The organism is Streptomyces sp. NPDC024698 (assembly GCF_055559015.1).
This window is the reverse complement of the sequence record NZ_JBVHLK010000010.1, coordinates 40,505-57,626: the sequence shown is the minus strand read 5'-3', so window position 1 is coordinate 57,626 and position 17,122 is coordinate 40,505. Positions and strand designations below refer to the sequence as shown.

At 72.5% G+C, this 17,122-nt stretch carries 17 protein-coding genes; 11 read left to right on the top strand and 6 right to left on the bottom strand.

The window, feature by feature from the left end; all coding sequences use genetic code 11:
- Nucleotides 1-59: 59 nt before the first annotated feature.
- Entirely contained in the window at nucleotides 60-569 is a 510-nt protein-coding gene (locus tag ACZ4AA_RS22905) for a cupin domain-containing protein (RefSeq protein ID WP_467605452.1), read from the bottom strand.
- A 139-nt stretch (nucleotides 570-708) separates the two neighbouring features.
- On the opposite strand from ACZ4AA_RS22905, the gene ACZ4AA_RS22900 reads away from it, so the two are divergent.
- From ACZ4AA_RS22900 to ssuE, 11 genes are all read left to right on the top strand, one after another.
- On the top strand, nucleotides 709-1,143 hold the full coding sequence (locus ACZ4AA_RS22900) for an RrF2 family transcriptional regulator (protein ID WP_467605448.1): 435 nt from the start codon (nucleotides 709-711) through the stop codon (nucleotides 1,141-1,143).
- Nucleotides 1,140-2,078, top strand: coding sequence for a DsbA family oxidoreductase (locus tag ACZ4AA_RS22895; protein ID WP_467605445.1), 939 nt, complete (start codon nucleotides 1,140-1,142; stop codon nucleotides 2,076-2,078). The genes ACZ4AA_RS22900 and ACZ4AA_RS22895 overlap by 4 nt, the downstream gene beginning before the upstream one ends.
- Nucleotides 2,079-2,671: 593 nt before the next feature.
- The gene (locus ACZ4AA_RS22890; RefSeq protein ID WP_467605441.1) at nucleotides 2,672-4,246 is read left to right on the top strand and encodes an ABC transporter substrate-binding protein; all 1,575 of its coding nucleotides are present in this window, start codon (nucleotides 2,672-2,674) and stop codon (nucleotides 4,244-4,246) included.
- 31 nt (nucleotides 4,247-4,277) lie between these two features.
- A complete protein-coding gene (locus ACZ4AA_RS22885; RefSeq protein WP_467605438.1) occupies nucleotides 4,278-5,306 on the top strand; it encodes an ABC transporter permease in 1,029 nt (342 codons plus the stop codon).
- A gap of 2 nt (nucleotides 5,307-5,308) precedes the next feature.
- Nucleotides 5,309-6,199, top strand: a complete 891-nt coding sequence (locus ACZ4AA_RS22880) for an ABC transporter permease (protein ID WP_467605435.1) — start codon at nucleotides 5,309-5,311, stop codon at nucleotides 6,197-6,199.
- On the top strand, nucleotides 6,196-7,107 hold the full coding sequence (locus ACZ4AA_RS22875) for an ABC transporter ATP-binding protein (RefSeq protein ID WP_467605430.1): 912 nt from the start codon (nucleotides 6,196-6,198) through the stop codon (nucleotides 7,105-7,107). Before ACZ4AA_RS22880 ends, ACZ4AA_RS22875 begins: the two co-directional genes overlap by 4 nt.
- On the top strand, nucleotides 7,104-7,985 hold the full coding sequence (locus ACZ4AA_RS22870) for an ABC transporter ATP-binding protein (protein WP_467605426.1): 882 nt from the start codon (nucleotides 7,104-7,106) through the stop codon (nucleotides 7,983-7,985). Before ACZ4AA_RS22875 ends, ACZ4AA_RS22870 begins: the two co-directional genes overlap by 4 nt.
- Before the next feature lie 25 nt (nucleotides 7,986-8,010).
- A complete protein-coding gene (locus ACZ4AA_RS22865; protein ID WP_467605422.1) occupies nucleotides 8,011-9,351 on the top strand; it encodes an NtaA/DmoA family FMN-dependent monooxygenase in 1,341 nt (446 codons plus the stop codon).
- Between the two features lie 128 nt (nucleotides 9,352-9,479).
- Entirely contained in the window at nucleotides 9,480-10,529 is a 1,050-nt protein-coding gene (locus ACZ4AA_RS22860) for an LLM class flavin-dependent oxidoreductase (RefSeq protein WP_467605418.1), read from the top strand.
- Between the two features lies 1 nt (nucleotide 10,530).
- Complete coding sequence (locus ACZ4AA_RS22855; protein ID WP_467605412.1) at nucleotides 10,531-11,307, top strand: alpha/beta hydrolase; 777 nt, start codon at nucleotides 10,531-10,533, stop codon at nucleotides 11,305-11,307.
- A 127-nt stretch (nucleotides 11,308-11,434) separates the two neighbouring features.
- Complete coding sequence (ssuE, locus tag ACZ4AA_RS22850; RefSeq protein ID WP_467605408.1) at nucleotides 11,435-11,992, top strand: NADPH-dependent FMN reductase; 558 nt, start codon at nucleotides 11,435-11,437, stop codon at nucleotides 11,990-11,992.
- Between the two features lie 141 nt (nucleotides 11,993-12,133).
- On the opposite strand, the gene ACZ4AA_RS22845 is transcribed toward ssuE, so the two are convergent.
- From ACZ4AA_RS22845 to ACZ4AA_RS22825, 5 genes are all read right to left on the bottom strand, one after another.
- The gene (locus ACZ4AA_RS22845) at nucleotides 12,134-13,261 is read right to left on the bottom strand and encodes an LLM class flavin-dependent oxidoreductase (protein WP_467605404.1); all 1,128 of its coding nucleotides are present in this window, start codon (nucleotides 13,259-13,261) and stop codon (nucleotides 12,134-12,136) included.
- Between the two features lie 103 nt (nucleotides 13,262-13,364).
- Complete coding sequence (locus ACZ4AA_RS22840) at nucleotides 13,365-14,741, bottom strand: NtaA/DmoA family FMN-dependent monooxygenase (protein WP_467605402.1); 1,377 nt, start codon at nucleotides 14,739-14,741, stop codon at nucleotides 13,365-13,367.
- A gap of 18 nt (nucleotides 14,742-14,759) precedes the next feature.
- On the bottom strand, nucleotides 14,760-15,968 hold the full coding sequence (locus ACZ4AA_RS22835) for an LLM class flavin-dependent oxidoreductase (RefSeq protein ID WP_467605398.1): 1,209 nt from the start codon (nucleotides 15,966-15,968) through the stop codon (nucleotides 14,760-14,762).
- 72 nt (nucleotides 15,969-16,040) lie between these two features.
- Nucleotides 16,041-16,154: a putative leader peptide gene (locus ACZ4AA_RS22830; protein ID WP_467605395.1), complete on the bottom strand. Its 114-nt coding sequence runs from the start codon at nucleotides 16,152-16,154 to the stop codon at nucleotides 16,041-16,043.
- Between the two features lie 110 nt (nucleotides 16,155-16,264).
- Nucleotides 16,265-17,038, bottom strand: coding sequence for a GNAT family N-acetyltransferase (locus ACZ4AA_RS22825; RefSeq protein WP_467605392.1), 774 nt, complete (start codon nucleotides 17,036-17,038; stop codon nucleotides 16,265-16,267).
- Between the last annotated feature and the right edge of the window lie 84 nt (nucleotides 17,039-17,122).

Sequence of the window (17,122 nt, the reverse complement as noted above, 5' to 3'; positions counted from 1 at the left end):
TCCGCCGGTCACGGCGGTCTTCCCGCTACCGTACCCACCGGGTGACCGGGCCCGTCCCGTCAGGCGTCCTCGCCCGACCCCAGCGCGTACAGCCGCGGCAGGTTGACCACGATCGCCTCCTGGGTGCTGCGGGCGATGACGACGACGGCCTCCTCCTCGGGATCGGGATTCTCCTCGCGGTGCGGAACGAACGGCGGCACGAAGATGTAGTCACCGGGCGAGGTGCGCAGGCGCACTTCCTCGGGCCGGTCCCCCGAGTCGTCGACGAACACGAACTCGGGGTGTCCGCTCACGACATGGATGGCCGTCTCGGACTCCCCGTGGTGGTGGTCCGAGGACGCGGTGGAGGGGGCGACGTGGGTCTGGCCCATCCACAGCTTCTCGGAGCCGACGGTGGTGCCGCTGATGGCGGCGAATCGGCGCATGCCCCCCGTCTGTGCCGTGTCGCCGTCGAGGGCGTCGGCGCGGATGTGGTGCAGACGGCTGCGCAGCGGGCGTCCGGGCTGCGCCGGCGCGTCCGGGAGATGGGGGTGGAATCCTTCGCCGGGGGTCGTCAACGGCTCGCTCATGGAGGGGGACGCTAGAGCGGTCCGGAAAAGGATGTCAAGAGGTGTCCATTGCCGTTCAGCTGCGGCAATGTTCCCGCAATGCAGGGAGGGAAGGAGGAGAAACCCGTTCGGCGGACACCGCGTCGGGCATCATGTGCGCATGCATATCTCCGCGAAGGCGGACTACGCCACGCGGGCCCTGCTGGAGCTCGCCCGCGAACCGGCCCGCCCGCTCACCTGCGAGGCCATGGCCTCCTCACAGCACGTTCCGTTCCGGTTCCTCAAGTCCGTGGTGGGCGAGTTGCGCCGGGCCGGACTGGTCCGCAGCCAGCGAGGCTGCGAGGGCGGGTACTGGCTCGGACGGCCCGCCGACGAGATCACCCTGCTGGAGGTCGTACGGGCCGTGGACGGTGAGCTGATCACCTTGCGGGGCGAGCCGCTGGCCGGCCTCGACTACCCGGGGCCCGCCTCCGGGCTCCCCGGGATATGGCGCCGAATCGAGGCGGACGCCGCGGCGGTCCTCGGCGGGACGACCCTGGCCGCGCTGCTGCCCGCCGGGGCGGCCGGGCGCCTGGACCGCGAGGGAGCCGCGTGAACCGCGCCGCGGACCGGACGGCGCCGGAGGCGGACTCCGTGGACGTGGTGGAGGTCGTGGAGTACACCGACCCGCTGTGTCCCTGGGCCTGGGGATCGGAGCCGGTGTTCCGCCGGCTGCGGGCCGCGCTGGCCGGCCGGGTCCGCTGGCGTCGCGTCTACTGCGTCCTGTTCGACCACGACGACGACCCGGTGCCCGACGCGGAGGCAGAGACCGCCTGGTACACGCGCTACGTCGAGGACATCAGCGCCCACACGGGGGCCCCGCGGGCGCGGCGGCTGAGCCGGGTCGCGGCGAGTTCCTGGCCCTCCTCGCTGGCCGCCAAGGCCGCGGAGCGGCAGGGCGAGGAGGTGACCGAGCGGGTGCTGCGGCGGCTGCGGGAGAGCGTGTTCGTGCTGGGTGAACCGGCGGACACGCCCGCGCTGGCGCTCCGCGCTGTCCACGGTGTGCCCGGCCTCGACCTCGCGCGACTGGCCGCCGACGCGGCCTCGGCGGTGGTGTCGGAAGCCGTGCGCGCCGACCGTGCCGAGGCCCGCCGGCCGGTCGGCGAGGTGCTGTCGGCGGTGGGGGATTCACCGCATCCCGGCGCCGCCAAGGAGACCGCGGACGGCGGACACCGTTACGCCCTGCCGACGTTGCTGGTCAGCACGCGTGCGGGGTGTCGCGCCGTGCCCGGGTGGCGCTCGTACGAGGAGTACGCGTCGGCGTTCGACGAGCTCAGTCCGGGGCTGCTGAGGGAGCGCGTGAGGCCCGCGCCTTCGGAGGCTCTCGCCCGGTACCGGAGCCTGACCGGACCGGAGCATCGGGTGCTGACCGCCGGCTCCTGGCCTCCGGACGACGCCGTGCGCGTGGAGACGGGCAACGGCCCGGTGTGGCTGCACCCCGAGGAAGCCACCGTCCATCCTGCCACCGGCGGCTCTTCCGCCGTGCGTTGAATCATTTCTGAGCGATCGTCAGGAGTACGGCGGCGAATACGGCGTGACGCTCGCCCTGCGCCGAGTACCTGATCGATCGTCAGGCGTCGGCCGAGCGGCACCGTCCCGGGCTCCCGCCGATCGCCGGCGAAGACCCGTCCCGCCCAATGAGACACCAATTGGTGTCCATTGACAGCCGTCGAGAACCGGCCCCAGGATGTGCACCATGCTCACGACGCACCCCGGCGTGGTGTGCCGCTACGTGGACCTGCGGCGCACCTCCAGCGCTCTCTGTCGCTGACCGCCTGCCGACCACGGCCCCCTGGCGCCTGACTCCCGTCCCGCCGGCACCGGCCCCGCGCCGCACCGCCGCCCGGCCGCCGTCATCGCGCGCCCCCCTCTCGGTGTTCCTCCGCCTTCCCTCCCCAAGTCTCCCGGCCCTCCCCGCGGCCCGACGACGCCTCCTGCCCTGACCCGGCATGCCTTTGTGTGCGCCCAAGCCCGCACCGGCATGCCCGTTCCCGGGCTGCGCGTCGCCCGCCGTCGGGGCTGCCGTCCTTCGCTCCCCCGCCGTCGCCCCGGCGCCGGCGGGAGCTCTCGCAGAAAGCGAACCGATGTCCGGACGCCTCACGCCCCGCCCCTCCGCAGCGGCATCCCGCTCCTCCCGGCGCCCCGGGCGGCTCCGCGCAGCCGCCCTGGGAACCGCCCTCACCACCGTGCTCGTCCCCGCGCTGAGCGCCTGCGGCGGCGAGACCGCGTCGGCCACCGGCTCCGCCGCCCTGAAGTGGACCTCCTCCTACTTCCCCGCCCACTGGGACCCGGTCGTCAGCGGCAGCGGCGCCCAGTTCCGTGAACTCGCCCTGATCTACGCCTCGTTGACCCGGACGGACGCGAGCGGAAAGGCCGTCCCCGATCTGGCCAAGAGCTGGGACTACAACGCCAAGGGCGATGTGATCACCTTCCATCTGCGGCCGAACCTGAAGTTCAGCGACGGCGCGCCGGTCGACGCCACCGCCGTGAAGGCCGCGATCGAGCGCGCCAAGAAGCAGAAGAACTCCGCCCTGTTCGGCGACCTGACCTCGATCACGTCGGTGGACGCCAAGGGTCTCGACGCGGTGATCCACCTCAGCCAGGTCGACTACCAGATCCCCCAGCTGCTGGGCGAGCGCGTCCTTCAGATCGCCAGCCCCAAGGCGGCGGCCTCTCCCGGCAAGCTGGACCAGAGCCCGGTCGGCGCGGGCCCGTTCATCGTCACCCAGCTCGTCCCCGGCACCAAGGCGGTGCTGAAGAAGAACCCGGACTACTGGGACGCCGAGAACATCCACATCGACCATGTGGAGCTGAGCTCCGCCCCCGACGCCTCCACCGTCGTCTCCGGACTCCAGACCGGCGTCTACAACTTCGCCGACATAGCGCCCAGTCAGGCCGACGCGGCCAAGAAGGCCGGACTCGACGTCTTCGTGCAGCCCGGCTTCAACGCCTCCAACCTCAGCCTCAACACCAACAAGGCGCCGTTCGACAACGACAAGGTCGTCGACGCGGTCCGCTACGCGGTCAACCGCCAGGAGTTCGTCGACAAGCTGACGTTCGGCTACGGCTCGGTGACCGACCAGCCGTTCCCCAAGGGCTACGTCGCCTACGACCCGCAGTCCGAGAACGCGTACGCCTACGACCCGGCGAAGGCCAAGAAGCTGCTGGGCGAGGCCGGTTACCAGGCGGGCGCGCTCAAGCTGAACCTGGTCATCCCGGCCGAGGACCCTCAGGCCGAGATCGTCCAGGCGCAGTTGGCGAAGGTCGGCATCAAGGTCACGATCAAGATCGACAAGAACTGGGCCACGCCGTTCTTCGCCAAGGACCTGACGTTCTCGCTGTACGGCACCACGGGCCGTGACTCGGCGGCGCAGACCCTGACCGCGCACTTCGGCCCGGACGGCCCGCTCAACCTCAGCTCCCCCTATGAGCCGTCCGGCTTCGAGGCGGCCATCGCCAAGGTCCGCAGGACCCCGCTGGGCTCGCCGGACTACGCGAAGGTCCTCCAGGCGGCGACCCGGGCCGGCCTCAAGAGCAAGGCGCTGGTCTTCACGTACTCCTCGCCCAACCTCATCGCCAAGAGCAAGTCCATCTCCGCCCTGCCGAAGAACCCGGCCCACATCGACTGGACCGGCGTGACCATCGCCGGCGGCAACTGACAACCCGCCCACGACAGAGAGGGGGCAACCCATGACGACGACGGAGGCACCGGCCCCGTCCGGCGTCCGTCTCCCGGGCACCGCGGTCAGGACCGGGCACACCCTGGGCCGTGTCCTGGCCGTCCTCGCCCGGTCGGCCGCGATCTTCGTGCCCGTGTTCGTGGTCGCGACGTTCGTGACCTTCGCCCTGCGGTCGCTGAGCGGGCTGAGCCCGGCGCGCATCCAGCTGGGCGAGGAGGCGACGCCCGCGGCGGTCGCCCGGGTCGAGGCCCACTGGGGTCTCGACCGGCCGTTCCTCGTGCAGTACGCGGACTGGTTCGGGGGCGTCCTGCACGGACGGCTCGGCACGAGCTGGACCAATGGCGCGGACATCTCCACGCTCATCGGCCTCGGCCTGGGCGTGAGCCTGTCGGTGGCGACGTTCGCGCTGATCATCGGCGTCGTCGCGGGATTCGCCCTCGGCACGATCGCGGCCGTGCGCCGCACCACCTGGATCGACCGCGCGATCACGGGCTTCGTCACCCTGATCTCGGTGATGCCGGCGTTCGTCGTCGGCATCGTGCTCGTCGCCGTCTTCGCGGTGGGACTGCATCTGTTCCCGTCCGCCGGGTACGTTCCGGCGGAGCAGGGGTTCGGGCCGTGGCTCGCCCACATCACCCTGCCCGCCGTCGCGCTGAGCTTCGACGTCGTCGCCGACGTCGCCCGTCAGCTGCGCGGCAGCCTCGTCGGGGCCTACCGCGAGAACTACGTGACCGGCGCGGTCGTCCGGGGCCTGAGTCCACGCCGGATCTTCTTCGGCCATGTACTGCGCAACGGCCTCGGACCCGCGCTCGCCACGCTCGGGCTGAAGTTCCCCGCCCTGGTCGGCGCCTCCGTCGTCACGGAGTGGATCTTCGGGCTCCAGGGGTTCGGACGGTTCGCGAACGACTCCGCCCAGGCCGGCGACGTACCGGCCGTGCAGGGGGTCCTCGTGGTGTCGATCGTCCTGGTCGTCGTCTTCAACCTGCTCGTCAATCTGGTGCTGGCGCGCGTCACGCCCGCCGCGGGGCGGGGGGTGTGACGATGGTGCGCCGCGTTCTCACCCTCACCTCCGCCCGGATCGCCCTGGCCGTCCTCGTCGCGATCGCCGTGCTCGCCCTGTTCGGGCCGCTGCTCGCCCCGCAGGACCCGCTGGCCACCAGCGACCACACGCTCGCCGCCGCTTCCGGCGCCCACTGGCTGGGAACGGACTACCTCGGCCGTGACGTGCTGAGCAGGCTCCTGGCCGGCTCTCGGGTCAGCGTCCTCGGCTCGCTGGAGGTCGCGTTCACGGCCCTGGCGATCGGTGCCGTCCCCGGCATCCTGTCGGTCCACCTCGGCCGGGCCTTCGAATGGGTCACTCTCCGGCTCGCCGACACCCTGGTCGCCCTGCCGTTCCTGCTGTTCGCGGTCGCCGTCGTCGCCCTGCTGGGCAACGGGCTCACCCAGGCCATGCTCGTCACGGGCGCCCTGGTGTCCCCGTTGTTCTACCGCGTGGCCCGCGCCGCCACCCTGGCCGTGGCCCGCTCGCCGTACGTGGAGGCCGCGATCGTCTCGGGCGCCTCGACCGGCTGGATCGTACGGCGCCACGTGTGGGCCAAGGTGCTTCCGCCGATCGCGGTGGCGCTGGCCCAGACCGTCGGTGTCGGCTTCGTCATCGTGTCGAGCCTGACCTTCCTCGGGATCGGGGTGCAGCCTCCCGCGCCCACCTGGGGCGGTCTGCTCGCGTCCGATCTGGGTTATCTCAGCCATCAGCCGTGGGCACCGCTGGCCCCCGCCCTGCTGATCATGGTGACGGTCTGGGCCTGCAACCTCCTCGCCGACGCCGTCCGTGACGTCTCCGGCGAGGCGGGCCGCACGGCGGCCGGACGCGGCAGGACCCGCCCCGACCGGCGTGCCCCGGCCGCTCCCGCTCCCGCCGGAGGTGTGCGATGACGACCCTGTCCGGGAAACTCCTCACCGAGACCCCGAAGGCCGAAGAAGCCCCGGAGACCACGGAGCCCGCTCCGCCCGCGCCCTCCGAACCGCCGGCCCCGGTGCTGGCCGTACGCGATGTACGCATCGGCGAGGGGGGCGGCGGCCGGGAGATCGTCCACGGCGTCAGCTTCACGCTCACGCCCGGCAGCGCCGTCGGCATCGTCGGCGAGTCCGGCAGCGGGAAGACCCTCACCTGCCGTGCCGCGCTGGGAATCCTGCCCGCGCCCTTCGAGATCACCGGCGGTTCGGTGGAGATCGGGGGCCACGACATCGCCGGTCTGTCCCCGGCCCGGTGGACGGACCTGCGCGGTGCCACGATCAGCGCCGTCTTCCAGGACCCGGCGTCCTACCTCAACCCCTCGATCCGCGTGGGCGCCCAGATGGCCGAGGTCCTCCGGGTCAAGACCGGTCTCAAGCGGCGCACCGCACGGCGCCGGACGATCGAACTGCTGCGGTCGGTCCAGCTCCGGGACCCCGAACTCGTCTCCTCCCAGTACCCCCACGAGCTGTCCGGCGGCATGCTCCAGCGAGTCCTCATCGCCGTGGCCATCGCCGCCGGCCCGCGCGTCCTCATCGCCGACGAGGCCACCACCGCGCTCGACGTCACCGTCCAGGCCGAGATCCTCGACCTGCTGGCCGATCTGCGCGAGCGGACCGGGCTGGCCCTGGTCCTGGTCTCCCACGACCTGGCCGTCGTCGCCCAGCTGTGCGACGAGGTCCTCGTCATGCGCCACGGCGAGGTGGTCGAACAGGGCCCGGCCGAGGTCGTGCTCCACCGTCCCCGGCACCCCTATACCCGGCTGCTGATCGCCGAGCACGAGCAGTACGGCCTGGAGAAGTTCCTCGCGCCCGAAGGGGAGTCATGACCACCGAGACCGTGAAGTCCGCTCCGGCCCCGGAGTCCGCCCGCTCCCCGGAACCGGAGCGGGCCGTCCTGGAGATCAGGGATCTCGCGGTCCGCTACGGATCGCGCAGGCGGCCCCGACTCGCGCTGCACGGCGTCTCGTTGAGCGTCGCTCCGGGCGAGACCGTCGGGATCATCGGCGAGACGGGTTCGGGCAAGTCCACCCTGGCCCGGGCGGTGCTCGGTCTGGTGCGGCCCTCGGCGGGGTCCGTCGTCGTCGCGGGCGAGGACGTCAGCGCGTACGGCCGCGGGCAGTGGCGTGCGCTGCGGCGGCGCGGCCTGGTCCAGTACGTCTTCCAGGACCCCCTGCGCAGCCTCGATCCGGACCTCACCGTCGAAGCCTCGCTGAGCGAACCCCTGCTCGTCCGGGGCGTGTCCCGCGCCGAGACGGCGGACCGGGTCCGCGCCTTCCTGGCCCGCGTCCATCTCTCCGCGGACCTGCTCGGCCGGTTGCCCGGTGAACTCTCCGGCGGTCAGCGCCAACGCGTCGCCGTGGCACGGGCGTTGATCACCGAACCCCGGCTGCTCATCCTCGACGAGCCCGTCAGCGCCCTGGACTCCGCCAACCGCGTCCAGATCCTGCGCATCCTGGAGGAACTCCGCGACGACGGGGTGGCCCTCGTGTTCATCTCCCACGACCTCGGCTCCGTCGCGGGGATCGCCGACCGCATCGCCGTGCTCTACCGGGGCGAACTGGTCGAGACCGGGGCCGCCCGCGATGTCATCGGCCGGCCCCGACACCCCTACACGCGCCTGCTCGTCCGTTCCGCGCCCACGCTGCGCTCCGCCTCGGCCGACCGGGCCGAACGCGCCGCCCTCCGCGCCCTGCTGAACGTCTGAAGCACTCGAAGACAGGAAGAAACCCATGACCCGCACGATCCACCTCGCCCTGCACCCCTACGGCGTCGGCGGTCCCGGCCAGCACGGTCTGTGGAAGGACCCGCGCGTGGCGAAGAACGCGAGCATCGACATCGACTACTACATCCGGCTGGCGAAGGCGGCCGAACACGCGCTGTTCGACGCCCTGTTCATCGTCGACAGCCAGTTCATCAACGCCACCTATCCGGCGCACTACCTCAACCGCCTGGAACCGCTCACCCTGTTGTCGGCGGTCGCCACCCACACCCGGCACATCGGCCTGGTGGGAACCGCCAGTTCGACCTACAACTCGCCCTTCAACCTGGCCCGGCGGTTCGCCTCCCTCGACCACATCAGCGGCGGCCGGGCCGGCTGGAACGTCGTCACCAGCTTCGACACGGGTACGTCCCGCAACTTCGGACTCGACGAACACCTCGACTACACCGCGCGCTACGGCCGCGCGCTGGAGTTCGTCCAGGTGGCCCGGGGTCTCTGGGACTCCTACGAGGACGACGCCTTCCCCGCCGACGTGGCCAGGGACGTCTTCCTCGACCCGTCCAGGCTGCACGCGCTCGACCACGAGGGCGAGCACTTCAAGGTGGCGGGACCGCTGAACCTCTCGCGCTCCGCGCAGGGCCAGCCGGTCATCTTCCAGGCCGGAGTCTCCGAGGAGGGCCGCGATCTGGCCGCGCAGGTCGCCGAGGGCATCTACGCGCCCGGCGGCACGCTCCAGCAGGCCCAGGAGTACTACGCCGACATCAAGAAGCGCACCGTCTCGTACGGCCGCGACCCCGAGCACATCAAGATCTTCATCCACGGGAGCCCGGTGGTCGCCTCCACCGACGAGGCGGCCCGGCGCCGCGAACGGGAGATCTTCGAGGAGGACAACGACTTCGTGCGCAACCTCGCCCTGCTCGGACGCGCCTTCGGCGCCTACGACTTCAGCGAGCACGACCTGGACGCGCCCTTCCCCGATGTCGCGCACCTCGCGGAGAAGGGCGGCCGCACCGGCGCCGCCGCCCTCATCGAGCGGGCCCGTACGGAGAACCTGACGCTGCGCCAGGTCGCCGAGTCCGTCAATCAGTTCCGGAGCTCGCCGTTCGTCGGGGCTCCGGAGACCGTCGCCGACACCATCGAGAAGTGGTTCGACGCCGGCACCTTCGACGGCATCAACCTCGCCTTCCGCACCGAGGAGGAGCTGAACCTCTTCGTCGACGGCGTCGTGCCGGTCCTCCAGAAGCGCGGGCTGTTCCGCACCGAGTACGCGGCCGACACCCTGCGCGGCAACCTCGGGCTGCCCGTCCCGGCCAACCGTCACGCCCGCGAGCCGCAGCTCGCGGACGACTGAGAATCCGCCGCGACCGGCCGGTGGAGCAGAACCGGCCTCCACCGGCCGTGCCCGGTGGCCGCCTCACCGAAGAACCGTCCGGCACGGCGCCCCGACGAGACGACCCGCCACCGAAAGGCCGACATCGCATGACGAGCGAGCGACCACGCTTCAGGCTCGGCTTCCTCACCCACGTCCAGGGACGCGATCAGGACGTCGCCCGTACCTACCGCAACGCACAGGACCTGTTCGCCGTCGCGGACGAACTCGGCTTCGACGTCGGCTGGGTGGCCCAGCACCACGTCGCCCTCGGCGGCGGGGGTCTGTCCTCGCCCTGGACCTTCCTCGCCCACGCGGCCGCGCGGACCACCCGGATCCGGCTGGGCACCGCCGTCACCGTGCTCCCGCTGGAGGACCCGGTGCGCCTCGCCGAGGACATCGCCACCGTCGACGCCCTCAGCGGCGGCCGCGTCGAGATCGGCGTGGGCAGCGGATCGAGCGACCGGGAGTACGCCGCGTTCGGCAAGGACGCCGCCCGCAAAAGCGAACTGACCAGCGAGAACCTCGACGTCCTGCGGCGGGCCCTGGCCCACGACGAGGTGGGCACACCCGGCTTCCGTATCCAGCCCCGCCCCGGCGACTTCGGCCGCCGTGTCTGGCAGGGCGTGTTCAGCGCGCACGGGGCCGAGTACGCGGCGCGCCGCGGTTCGAACCTGCTGCTCAACCGGGCGGCCTACGGATTCGACTCCCCCACCGACGAGGTGCAGCGGCCCTGGGCCGACGCCTTCCTCGCCGCCTGGGACCAGCCGCACCGCCCGCGCGTCGGCCTGTCGCGCTTCGTCTTCCCGGCCAAGGACCGGCGCACGGCGCTCCGCGCGATCGGCGACGACGTGCACCGGGCGGCGCTGCGCATGGCGAAGAGCGGCGCGTTCCCCCGGGGCCTCGACAGGGACGAGGCGCTGCGCCGCTTCCAATCGTTCTACGGCCGTCCCGACGACGTCGTCGAAGCTCTGAGCCGGGAGAAGGTCCTGCCGGTGGCGACCGACCTGATCGCCCAGTTCAACCCCGCCGTCCCCGACCACGACGCCGCCGTGCGCGCCCTCGAACTCATCGCGACCGAGGTGGCGCCCGCGCTGGGCTGGAAGCCCGTGCACCCGGACGAGGCCGCCCCCGTCGCACCCGTATCCGCAGGAGCCTGAGATGTCCCAGTACACCGACCACCACGGGCCCGAAGGGCTCCTCGTCCGCGGCACGATCCTCGTGGTTCCCGGCCGCGGCGAGACCCGGGCGACCTACACGCGCCTCGGCGGACGACTCGCCGCCGACGCCTACCGGGTCCGCGTAATCGACCCGCCGACGCTCGACGCCGGAGACCCGGCCGCGTCCCTGACCGAGCTGGAGGCCCGGCTCGCCGAGGCCGTCGAGGACACCGCCTCGCAGGAAGGTGTCGTACGGCCGGTCGTCCTCGTCGGCGCGGACTCGGGGGCCGTGGCGCTCGCCGCGCTCCTCGGCGGGGCCAGGGCTCCGGCGGCCTGGTGGCCGAACGCCCTGGTCCTCGCCGGTCTTCCCGGCCCGTCCGCGAAGACCGACGCCGCCGGCGAGTCGTGGGACGCCGAGCTCGACGTCCGCACCTCGTGCCCCACCCATCGAAGCCGCCTCACCCAGGACCCAGAGGTACGGCGCGGTTCGCTCGACGACGTGATCCCGGACTCGCTGGTCGGCGCGGCCTACGACAGCGAGTCGTCCCTGCCCACCCTGATGCTCGTCGGCGACTCCGATCCGCTCGCCGACGACGAGGCACTGGCCCGCCTGGCCAAGTCGCTTCCCCTGGCCCGCCTTTCGGTCGTCCACGGCGCTCACCACGACGTCCTCAACGACCTCCAGCACCGTTCGGTGGCGGCCGAGGTCGTCGGCTTCCTGGAGGCGCTGCGGGGTGACCTGCGGCCGCTGGTCAGTGTGCGCTCCAGCGCCTGGTGAGTTCCCGTCGGGAGGGCCGCCGGCCGCGACGTCCGCCGACGGCCCTCCCGACGAGCGGGCCCGGCCGACCGGCCGGCACCCGACGACCCGCGTTCACACAACCGCATCCCGACCCGGAAGGTCCGCCATGGCCACCATCGTGTCCGTCTCCGGAAGCCCCTCCCCCACCTCCCGCACCACCCGGCTCCTGCGCCACCTCGACGACCGGCTCCGCCTCCAGGGCCACGAGGTCATCTCCCTGGAGGTGCGTACGCTGCCCGCCCACGCGCTGCTCGGAGCCGACTTCCGGCATCCGGCGATCGTCGAGACGGCGGCCCTGTTCGAGAAGGCCGACGGCGTGGTGATCGGCACTCCCGTCTACAAGGCCGCCTACTCCGGCCTGCTGAAGTCGCTCCTCGACCTGCTCCCGCAGTACGCGCTGACCGGCAAGACGGTGCTGCCCCTCGCCACCGGCGGCAGTACGGCCCATGTCCTCGCCATCGACTACGCGTTGCGTCCGGTGCTCACTTCCATGGGCGCCTCGCACATCGTGCCCGGCTGGTTCACCCTCGACAAGGACATCACCGCGGGCGAGGACGGCACAGCCGTGATCGCACCCGCCGCGGCCCGTGCCCTGGAGCAGGTGACGGACCACTTCTCGGCCACGCTGGGCGGCCGCACGACGGCACTCGCGTCGACCGCCTGAAATGCGAGCACCCGGCCCGGGTCCGCGCCTTCTCCACGGGAGATCGCCCCGTCCACGAACAAGGCACCCCGTGCCCGGAACTCCGGGCACGGGGTGCCTTGTTCGTCGCCCCTGGCCGTCACTCCAGGGGCCGGTGCCGGGTCACCGCTTGCGCCACTCCTCGGCCAGCAGTTCGTAGGAGCGGACCCGGTCCGCGTGTCCGTGGGTGATCGTGGTGATGAGCAACTCGTCGGCCCCGGTGGCCTCTTGCAGCTGCTCCAGTTGGTCGGCGACCCGCCGGGGGGAGCCGACGAACTGGGTGTCGAGGCGGTCCTGGACGAGAGCCCGGTCCGCGTCCGACCAGACGTGGGCGCGCGCCTCGTCCGGGGTGGGGAACTCGATGGCCCCCTCGGCCGTGCGGATGCTGCGGACCCAGGGGCCGTACCCGGTGGCGAGTTCGCGGGCCCGCTCGTCGTCCTCGGCGACCACGACGTCCGCGGACACGCTGACGTAGGGCTTGTCGAGGATGTCGGAGGGCTGGAACGCGGCGCGGTAGCCGTCCACGGCCTCCAGGACGGTGGCGGGGCTGACGTGGTAGTTCGCCGCGAACCGGAGACCGCCCCGGCCCGCGACCTCGGCGCTCTGCCCGCCGCTGCTGCCGAGGATCCACAGTTCCAGGTCGGCGCCCTCGCCGGGGACCGCGCGCGCCTCGACGCCGTCGGCCGAACGGTAGGTGCCCGCGAGCAGCGCGAGGATGTCGTCGATCTGCTCTCCGTAGTCCTGCGACTGGGCGTTGGGCTGCTGGAGGAGCGTGCGCTGAAGGGCGATCCTCGGTGAGCCGAGGAGGTGCTCGAAGGAGAAGCGGGGCGGTATGAGGAGCCCGTTCGGGGCGCGGCCGTCGGTCACGGGCGTCGCGGTCACCGGCGGTGCGGCGGGCTTGCCTGACGGCCGGCCGCCGGAGCGTCCGAGGCCCAGGTCGAGGCGTCCGGGGTGCAGCGCGTCGATCAGGCCGAACTCCTCGACCGTGGACAGGGCGGTGCGGTGGCCGAGTTGGACGGCACCGGCGCCGAGCCGGATGGTCGAGGTCGCGGAGGCGGTCAGGGCGATGACGACGGCCGGCGAGGTGCCGGCCACACCGGGGTTGAGATGGTGCTCGGCGAACCAGTAGCGGGTGTAGCCGAGGCTCTCGGCCCGGCGGGCCAGGTCGATGGAGTTGCGCAGCGCGTCCCCGGCCGTGGAACCCGAGGACACCGGAACCAGGTCGAGTACACCGAGAGGGATGTCGGACATGTGCTGGGGCCTCCTCAGCGGTCGACGGACAGGGGGGCGGTGGCGGACGGTGGGCCGGGAGGGCGGTGGCACGGCTCCCGGTACGGGGCCCGGTACGGGCGTCTCATGACGCCACCCGGGCGGCCCGGGCCTCGGCGTCGGGGTGGGCGAGGCCGAGGTGGTCGCGCAGGGTGGTGCCCTCGTACTCGGTGCGGTAGACGCCGCGTTCCTGGAGGAGCGGGACGACGGTGTCCGCGAAGGAGTCCAGGCCGCCCGGGGTGATGTGCGGGACCAGGATGAACCCGTCGGAGGCGTCGGCCTGGACGAACGCGTCGATGGTCCGGGCGACCGTCGCCGGGCTGCCCACGAAGGCCTGCCGGCTCCCGGTCTCGATGACGAGGTCGCGGATGGACCAGTTGTTGGCGGCCGCCCGCTCCCTCCACTCCCGGACGGTGGCCAGCGGGTCGCGGTACATCCGGACCTGGGCACGGCCCCGGGCGACGGTGTGTTCCCCGAGGTCCGGGTCGATGTCGGGCAGCGGCCCGTCCGGGTCGTACGCGGACAGGTCGCGGTTCCAGACGAACTCCAGGTGCTTGATGGCGGTGGCGCCGCTGACCTGGAGGCGCCGCACCTCGCGCGCGTGCTCCTCGGCCTCGGCGTCGGTGTCCCCGAGCACGAAGGTCGCGGCGGGCAGGATCAGCAGCTGGTCGGGACGGCGGCCGTGGCGGGCGAGACGGCCCTTGACGTCCGTGTAGAAGGCCTGGCCCTCCTTGAGGGTGGAGTACCGGCTGAAGATCGCGTCGGCGCTCGACGCGGCGAACTCCCGGCCTTCCTCGGAGTCACCGGCCTGGAAGATCACCGGGCGGCCCTGCGGGGAGCGGGGGACGTTGAACTGGCCCTCGATGTCGAAGTGCCGGCCCTCGTGGACGAAGGCTCCGGCCTTCGCGTCGTCCAGGAACGTGCCCGTCTCCTGGTCGGCGACGATCTCGTCCCCGCGCCAGGAGTCGAAGAGCTCGCCTGCGGTGCTCAGGAATTCCTTGGCCCGGGAGTAGCGCTCCTCCTGCGGCAGGAAGCCGCCGCGCCGGAAGTTCTCGCCGGTGAAGGCGTCCCAGGAGGTGACGACGTTCCAGGCGGCGCGTCCGGCGGAGAGGTGGTCGAGGCTGGCGAACTGGCGGGCCACCTCGTAGGGCTCGTTGAAGGTGGAGTTGATGGTGCCGGTCAGACCGAGGCGTTCGGTGACGGCGGCGAGCGCGGCGAGGACGGCGAAGGTGTCGGGCCGTCCCACGACATCCAAGTCGTATATTTTCCCGCCCTGTTCGCGTAGTCGCAGGCCCTCGGCGAGGAACAGGAAGTCGAACTTGGCGCGCTCGGCGGTCCGCGCGAAGTGCGCGAACGAGCTGAACTCGATGTGGCTGCCGGCCTCGGGGTCGCTCCACACGGTGGTGTTGTTGACACCGGGGAAGTGCGCCGCGAGGTGGATCTGCTTGAGCGGCTTGCTCATGGTCGGGGTCCTTCCGGCTCAGGCGGTCGTGGCGTAGCGGTTCGCGGGGCGGGCCAGCCCGAGCAGCCCGCGCAGGGTGTCGGCCTCGTAGGCCCGCCGGAACACGTTCCGGCGCTGGAGTTCGGGCACCAGGTCACGGGTGATCGCGGGGAGGTCGTGCCCGGCGACGGCGGGCCGCAGCCGGAAGCCGGATAGTCCTGCCTCGCTCAACTCCTGGAGCAGATCGGCAAGTTGGACCGGCGTGCCGGTGAAGATCCGGGCGTCGCTCGTGTACGGCCGGCCCGCGAGGGCGTCCAGTCGCTCGCGGCGGGCCTCGGCGGCTCCGGGCTCGTCGTCCAGGAAGACGACGAGGTCGCCGAAGACGTGCACGGTCTCGTCGGCCCGCCCGGCCGCGGTCTGCTCGGCGCGGATCTCCCCGACGACGGCACGCGCCTGGTCGGCGTCGTGCGGGGTGACGTAGCCGATGTCGGCGGACCTGGCCACCAGCCGGTACGGGACGGTGGCGTGGGCCAGCGCGCTGACGACCGGCTGTCCCTGCGGCGGCCGGGGCGTGATCGAGGGGCCCTTGACGCGGAAGTTCCCGCCCTCGAAGTCGATGTAGTGGAGCTTGTCGCGGTCGATGAAACGGCCGGTGGCACGGTCGCGGATCTCCGCGTCGTCCTCCCAGCTGTCCCAGAGCCTGCGCACGACCTCGACGTAGTCGGCGGCCTCGTCGAAGAGCTCGGTGACCAGTTCCTGGGCGGCGGGCGTGTCGTAGTCCTCGATGCGGAAGGGCGGGAAGGTGCGCCGTCCGAAGTGCGCGGCCTCGTTCTGGCGTGCGCTGACCTGTACGCGCAGGCCCGCGCGGCCGGAGCTCACGTAGTCGAGGGTGGCGATCGCCTTGGACAGGTGGAACGGCTCGGTGTGGGTGGCCACGACCGTCGGCACGAGACCGATGTTGCGGGTCAGCGGCGCGACGCGCGAGGCGATGAGGACGGCGTCGAGGCGGCCGCGGACCTGGTCGGTGCGCCCGTCGGGTCCGGTGAAGGAGGAGGACTGGAGGCCGAGTCCGTCCTCGATGGTCACGAAGTCGAGCAGACCGCGCTCGGCCTCGGCGACGAGGCCGGTCCAGTAGCCGGCGGTCAGCAGGTCGTGGGGGCGGGCCACGGGCTCGCGCCAGGCGGCCGGATGCCAGCCGGCGCCGTCCAGGGCGACGGCGAGGTGCAGCGAAGGGGGTGACGAGGACACGGAGGTGCCTTCCTGATCGACCGTACGAGGAAGCCCGCCCTGGTGAGCGGGGCGCGGCTGCGTGGAAACAGGTCAGGGGCGACAGAGGGCGCCGGCGAACCGCAGCAGATCGATGTGCGGCCGGCCGTACAGGTGCGGAAGGCGGGGCGGGAGCGGGCTCGGCGCGCGGTGGGACACGTGCCGCATGTGTCTCACCTCCGCCCTCTGGGCCCCGCGCTCGCGGGGGCGTTCTCCGCCCGGTGCCCGCCGGCGCCCGACGGGGCGCCGCACGGTCCTGAACCATGGCAACCGCACGGCTATGCCTTTTCTTCCGGCGCTCCGGCGGCATCTTGTCGTTGCGGCGCGGCCTGGTGTCCGCCAGGGGTGCGGACGAGCATGAACCGGGTGCGGCGGCGCAGGGTGAAGCCGATCGATTCGTAGAGCCGGATCGCGTTCGTGTTGTCGGCGGCCGCGTGGAGGAAGGGGGTGTCTCCCCGTTCCCTGATGCCCGCCGCGACCGCGCGGACCAGGCGGGTGGCCAGGCCCCGGCCCCGGTGGCCGGGGTGGGTGCACACCGCGCTGATCTCGGTCCATCCCGGCGGGCGCAGCCGTTCGCCGGCCAGCGCGACCAGACGGCCGTCCTCGCGCAGGCCGAGGTAGGTGCCGAGTTCGACGGTACGGGGCAGGAAGGGGCCCGGGCGGGTGAGGGCGATCAGGTCGAGGATCTCGGGGACGTCGTCGGGGCCGAGGCGTATCGCCTCGGGCGCGGGCTCCGAGTGCAGCGCGGTGGCGGTCAACTGGACTCCCTCACCGCTCTGTTCGATCGTCCAGTCGGCGGGCACGGTCTGGACCGCGGTGACCGGGGTGAGGGTGCCGGGACCGACGAGCTCGGCCAGGTCCGCCCAGGAGCGGGGGTCGGCGGGGTCGTCGAGGGCGGCGAACGGGGACACGTCCGTGGGGTAGCGGGCGGCGCCGCCGACGCGCTCGGCGAGGTGGGCGTGCGGGCCGGTGAGCGCGGCCCAGGCCGCGTTGTCGAGGACGTGCGGTGCGGTCGGACCCGGGGAGGCGACGGGGCTGAGGCTGGTGGACATGGCGGTGCGGGTTCTCCGTATCTGGAACGCGGCCGGACGCGCCCCGGGACTCCGCCGCGGCGCGGCGGAGTCCCCTGGGCGGGC